Consider the following 4,818-nt stretch of genomic DNA (forward strand, 5'->3'; position numbering starts at 1 on the left):
CAGGGCCTTCATGGCAAATTCCCCGGCGCCTTGCTCCAGATGGTCGATGAACATGGCCCCTGTATCGAAGCTGCCCGTTCTCACCTGCAGGAGGTCATTTTTCCGGGGCTTCCACTGGCTCCATAGGCCATCTGGATCCGCGAAGACGACGGACAGGCTGTCCGGCCTTCCGCCGGCGTGGTCCGTCAGCTGCAGCACCGTTGGCTGAACAGCAGAGGTGATGTCCACCCCGTTGTACAGGATGTTCATCCACTCACCCGCTTCCAGGGAGGCAGCGTGGCGGCCGTGACCGTCTTCTCCAGGATCGGGATCTGCAGCTCCTCCCCACCCTCGAAGAGGAGCACCCGCCTGTACTGCGGATTCGCTTGGATCAGGACGGTGGCCCGGGTCTCGTCGTCGTAAAAGTCGAGTGCGATCGCGTCGAAGGAATCGCCGGCCACCGCCGTATAAACGTAATAGGTATCAGTCAAAGTTCTCCCTCCGTTTCGATTCCCACCACTCCTCGCACATAGCTTTGAAGTCTTCAAAGCCGGATAAGATCATCGCCCGGATGCCATCAGCATTCCCGCCACCGGGTATGTTTGGTGCGTAAACGAATGTCGGGCCTCCTCCGGCCGGTGATACGCCAAGCGCCTGGGCTGTTTGGTTGAGCAGGCCCAAGCTCCTCGGAGTTCGTTTCAGCGGAATGGCCGCTTCAGGTCCAGCTTCCCCGAATATCGATGGCCGACTTGCGAAGCCCCCGGAGGCATATTGATCCATCGAGGAAACGGACTGCGAGACGGTCTCTTCCCCGATAGTAGGGATCAAGGGAATTTTCATGCCGGGGATCTTGACCTTGTTTATCTTCTTGATGAGCCAATTCAGCTTATCCACGATGAAGTTTACCCCCACCACGAAGGCCGATTTAATCGCCTCCCAGGAGTTGGCCAGGAAGGCGGACACGGTGTCCCAATGCTGGTAGAGCAGCACGGCCCCTGCAATGAGAGCACCGATTGCCAGCACCACGATACCGATCGGCGAGGTGATAAAGGCCAAGACTGCGCCAAAGGCTGTCGTTGCCGCGGTGGCTGCCCAGGTGGCCGCCGTTCCGGCCCACGTGGCCGCCGTGCTGATCCCCTTCATGATCGCATCCTTCGCGTAAAGGATGTGGAGGTAGGTGGTGGCCGCTGCATCCTTCCACTTGGCAATGCTGAAGACCTCGGTGGCGAGGGTGGCCGCTTTCGTCACCATCTCATAGAGAGCGATAGCCCCCAGGGTACCTTTCCAGACCAGCATGGCCCCCACGATGCCGTAGATGAGCGGCTTAATCAGCGTCCAGTGATCACTCATGAAGCTATAGATCCGGTACGCGGCGTTCCCCGCATCCCATACCCCGTTGGCGAAGCTGCGAATGGCCTGAGTAGCGGCCGGGATCAAGGCGATTCCCTTCTCCACGGCCCCCGCGACCTTGTTGGAGATCCGCTCGATCTGCGCCTGGTCGCCGCCGAACTTGCTCATCAGCTGGTTACCCTGCTGGAACAGCTTTGTGAAGGCCGGCAGGGTGCTGTTCATGATCTTGGCTGCCGTCTCGCCGGCGTTGGTTTTGATGAGCCGCAGCTGGTTGGCAAAGCTATTGGAGGTCCGGGCGAAGTCGCCCTGGGCGTCCTTGCTCCGTTCCAGCAAGTAGTTATAGCGCAGGATGGCCTTGTCCGCCTCGTTCATCTTGTCGAAGGAGGTCTTGATGCCCTTCGAAAGCGCATAGGCCTCCAAGGCAGCTACCTGCATGTTGATACCCCAAGCCATCAAGGGCTCCGTCTCACCGGTCAGACCGGAACGGATTTTCTCGAAAGCAGCATCCTGGCTAACGTTGTAAAAGGAAGCGAAGTCGCCAGCCAGACTGGCCATGCCCTCCGACATCTCGAGGATCTGATTGTTGGCCAATCCAGAGCTTTTCAGGATGGCTCCGATCGTGCTGCTATACTGCTTCGCCGCCAGCTCCGATAGGCCAAAGCCATTCTTGGCCGTTTTGGCCCATTGGTTAATCTTGGTCGCGTTTTGGCCAAATGTCACATCCACGACGTTCTGGACCTCTTGGAGATCGGATGCCAGCATAATGCCCTTGGTTGCAACGGCCGCCATGGCCGTGCCGATTGCCACCACTCCACCGGTTACAGCTGTCTTGGCCAAGCCCCAGGTTCGGCTCATCACGTTGCCGAGGATCCCCGTCTCCCGTGTAATCCGCTGTGTCCCCTTCTCGGCAGACTGGAGGGCCTTCCGAAGGCTCGGATCCACCTTGCCGGCCAGCACGATCAAGGCTTGAAGCTCTCGTTTACTTGCCACGGTTCCTCTCTGCCTCCTTTGCCTGTCGCTCAGCTTCGTCCGCCAGGGATTCGTAAAACTCCATCAGCTCCACGATCGGCATGCTCATACATTCTTGGCGGGTAGCGAAGTGATGAAAGACAAGTTGAGTGATGCACTGCCGGAGGTACTTGTCGGTCAGGACTCCGAGCCGATGAAGAAAAAATCCCGGACCATGCCCTCTGCCTTAGCCGCATCCTTGAAGCTCATCCGGAGCACGTCATCGATCTCGATGGACGGCTCCGCCTTCCGAACCGCGGCCGCGAAGATGAACAAGTGATAGGCCGGATCCAGTTCCTGAACAGAGACGATGTTCCCGGCCTTCGTGTAGGCCTTGGTGGCCTCCAATTTATCCCGGGCGTTAAGGGTATCGAAATCGTAAGGAAGCTCCTGTACAGAGGTTCCGTTAATCGAAATGGGCTTGCTCAGTTTGAACGTAGCCATCATTCATCCTCCTCGAAATAGGAACAGCCCTGCTTATTGCAGAGCTGTCCGCAGCTGTTCGTATAGATCCACGCCATTGACGACATAGCGGTAATTGAATTTATCGATCAAGAGCACTTCAACTCCGTCGACCACCTTGCGGTAATTGACAATCTCATACTCACTGGACCCATCCGCCGAACCGTTCACTTCCAGCTTTCCTGGGTCGTATTTCTTGTTGAATCCGGTCATGAACACCTTGTTTTGCTGGACACTGATCCGGTTTCCGCTGGTATCGAAGATGTCCGTCACCCATATCACCTCGAAGCGAATCTCTCCCGGACGGGAGAGGACCGCATAGACCGGATTATCCGCCCGGTGATTCACGGTGAAGGTCATACTGCCGATCTGCCCGTAGCTGGGCATATCCACCTCCCCCATAATACCTGCTCCCTTGGTCGTGTCGGTCAGCTTCTCGATGGAGGGCAGCTGCAGGTCCGTGACGTCATCCACGATCTGAAGGATCCCGTTCAGGTCCGTGGCTTTCAACTTGTACTGGATCGTTTTGTTGGTGATCTTCACGCGGATGCACCTCCATACAGGGTATTAAGTCCCTGAGTCGTATACTGCAGGCGGAAGTTCAAGCTCTTGGCCACCGGCGTGGTCGTAGTCTGGATATCGAAGACGAAGTCCCCCTCCACAATGGAGCTGGTCGGGTTGCTCGTCTCGTTGAAGACGATCTTCCCGTGCAGCATCTTCCCGTCGGCCACCAGGCTGTTCAACCAGGTGCCGGCATCGTTCAAGATGGTATCCACCACACTGCGGTTGAGCGGACCGTCCACGTTCGCCATATACCGGGCCTGGAAGCTGTTGGAGAGGTACTGCATCATCCGGATGCTGGCATCGAACACATCCCGCGGATCCATTTGGGCGCCGTAGGTGTAGTTCGCGCCGTGCGGGCCCCAAAGGACCCAGATACCAGAGCGGAAGTTGAACGTCGTGATGCCGTTCTTGTTCAGCTCGTTGGCCTCCTGCTCGTCAAAGACGATGGCGGACCCGTCGCCGGTCACCGTGCTGGTGATGTCCACCTGCTTATTGGACGGGCTCACATACGGCACGTTATCTGCCGCATAATCCGTCTGCTGCATGCGGACCGCAATCAGCGTCGAAGCGTGGAAGACCTTTCCCGCCACCTTCGCCATCGGCCATCCAACCTTCAGCCCCAGGTCGGTGTACCCGTTGGTGCTCTTCCAGGTGATGGCGGAGACAACAGTCTTCGAGGTCTTGCTGTCCAGATCGGCCAGCACATAAGCGTCCCAGTGACCATTGATCCCTTTGGCCGCCGTCATCATGGCTTCCTTTACGGCCTTCGTTTCAGACCAGCCGGGGGCGGCCAGCAGGGTCGGGATCATGTTGTGGGTCTGATAGATGAGCTCCATCACCGAGAGGCCAGAGCGCACGCCGGCAGCCGTCTTGCTGCCGATAACGTCCGCCGTGGTCACCTTGGTGACGTCCATCTTGCTGTAGTTCACGCTGGAGGGGTTGGCCAAGGTCGTCAACGCCTTCAGCTTGACCCGTTCACCTTCATACTCCGCCGTGAAATCGGTCCCCAGGACCTTCCCGGTGATGGCGATAGAGGACAGCATGGCCGGCGAATCCAGGTATCCGACCCCATTGGTGATCGCCACACTGGTTCCGGTCACCGCCGTGGTATGCTTCGTCGGATCGAAGACGTTGATTACGATAATCGGGCCGATGGGCTGGATCCGGCTCTTGAAATGGGCATATACGGCCTCACAGAGCGTGAAGGTCGTCCAGTCATCGGAGTAGCCGATTTTGGCCTTGGCATCTTCGTAACTGGTGATCAAAATCGGCGTATTGACGGCAGCCGCCGGGTTGGTGAGCTGCTGCACCGGTGCCGTGCCGATATAGACCGGCAGGGTCGCCACGCCGGAGGGCGGCAGCGAGTCAGTCGTCGCGGCCTGAGAGCCATAGACCCCATGTTTGTAGGGCATGAGAACACGTCCTTTCTCTTATTCGAGGATATAATCCGGGATG

At 57.9% G+C, this 4,818-nt stretch carries 6 protein-coding genes; all 6 read right to left on the reverse strand.

Going from position 1 to position 4,818, the window contains the following annotated elements:
• The coding region (locus ACSEXW_RS27795; protein ID WP_438449440.1) for a hypothetical protein at positions 1-249 on the reverse strand (249 nt) is incomplete at its 3' end.
• Positions 246-470 carry a phage tail protein gene (locus ACSEXW_RS27800; protein WP_438449441.1) on the reverse strand — a complete coding sequence of 75 codons (225 nt, stop codon included), beginning with the start codon at positions 468-470 and terminating at the stop codon, positions 246-248. The genes ACSEXW_RS27800 and ACSEXW_RS27795, both read right to left, overlap by 4 nt.
• Positions 463-2,319 carry a phage tail tape measure protein gene (locus ACSEXW_RS27805; RefSeq protein WP_438449442.1) on the reverse strand — a complete coding sequence of 619 codons (1,857 nt, stop codon included), beginning with the start codon at positions 2,317-2,319 and terminating at the stop codon, positions 463-465. The genes ACSEXW_RS27800 and ACSEXW_RS27805 overlap by 8 nt, the downstream gene beginning before the upstream one ends.
• Before the next feature lie 156 nt (positions 2,320-2,475).
• A complete protein-coding gene (locus tag ACSEXW_RS27810; protein ID WP_438449443.1) occupies positions 2,476-2,781 on the reverse strand; it encodes a hypothetical protein in 306 nt (101 codons plus the stop codon).
• A gap of 33 nt (positions 2,782-2,814) precedes the next feature.
• Positions 2,815-3,342, reverse strand: coding sequence for a phage major tail tube protein (locus tag ACSEXW_RS27815; RefSeq protein WP_438449444.1), 528 nt, complete (start codon positions 3,340-3,342; stop codon positions 2,815-2,817).
• Positions 3,339-4,775 (reverse strand): phage tail sheath family protein, encoded by a 1,437-nt coding sequence (locus ACSEXW_RS27820; RefSeq protein ID WP_438449445.1) that lies wholly within the window; start codon positions 4,773-4,775, stop codon positions 3,339-3,341. The genes ACSEXW_RS27815 and ACSEXW_RS27820 overlap by 4 nt, the downstream gene beginning before the upstream one ends.
• Positions 4,776-4,818: the final 43 nt, after the last annotated feature.

This window comes from Oryzibacillus soli, from assembly GCF_051594765.1.
Taxonomy (GTDB): Bacteria; Bacillota; Bacilli; order Paenibacillales; family NBRC-103111; genus Paenibacillus_AR.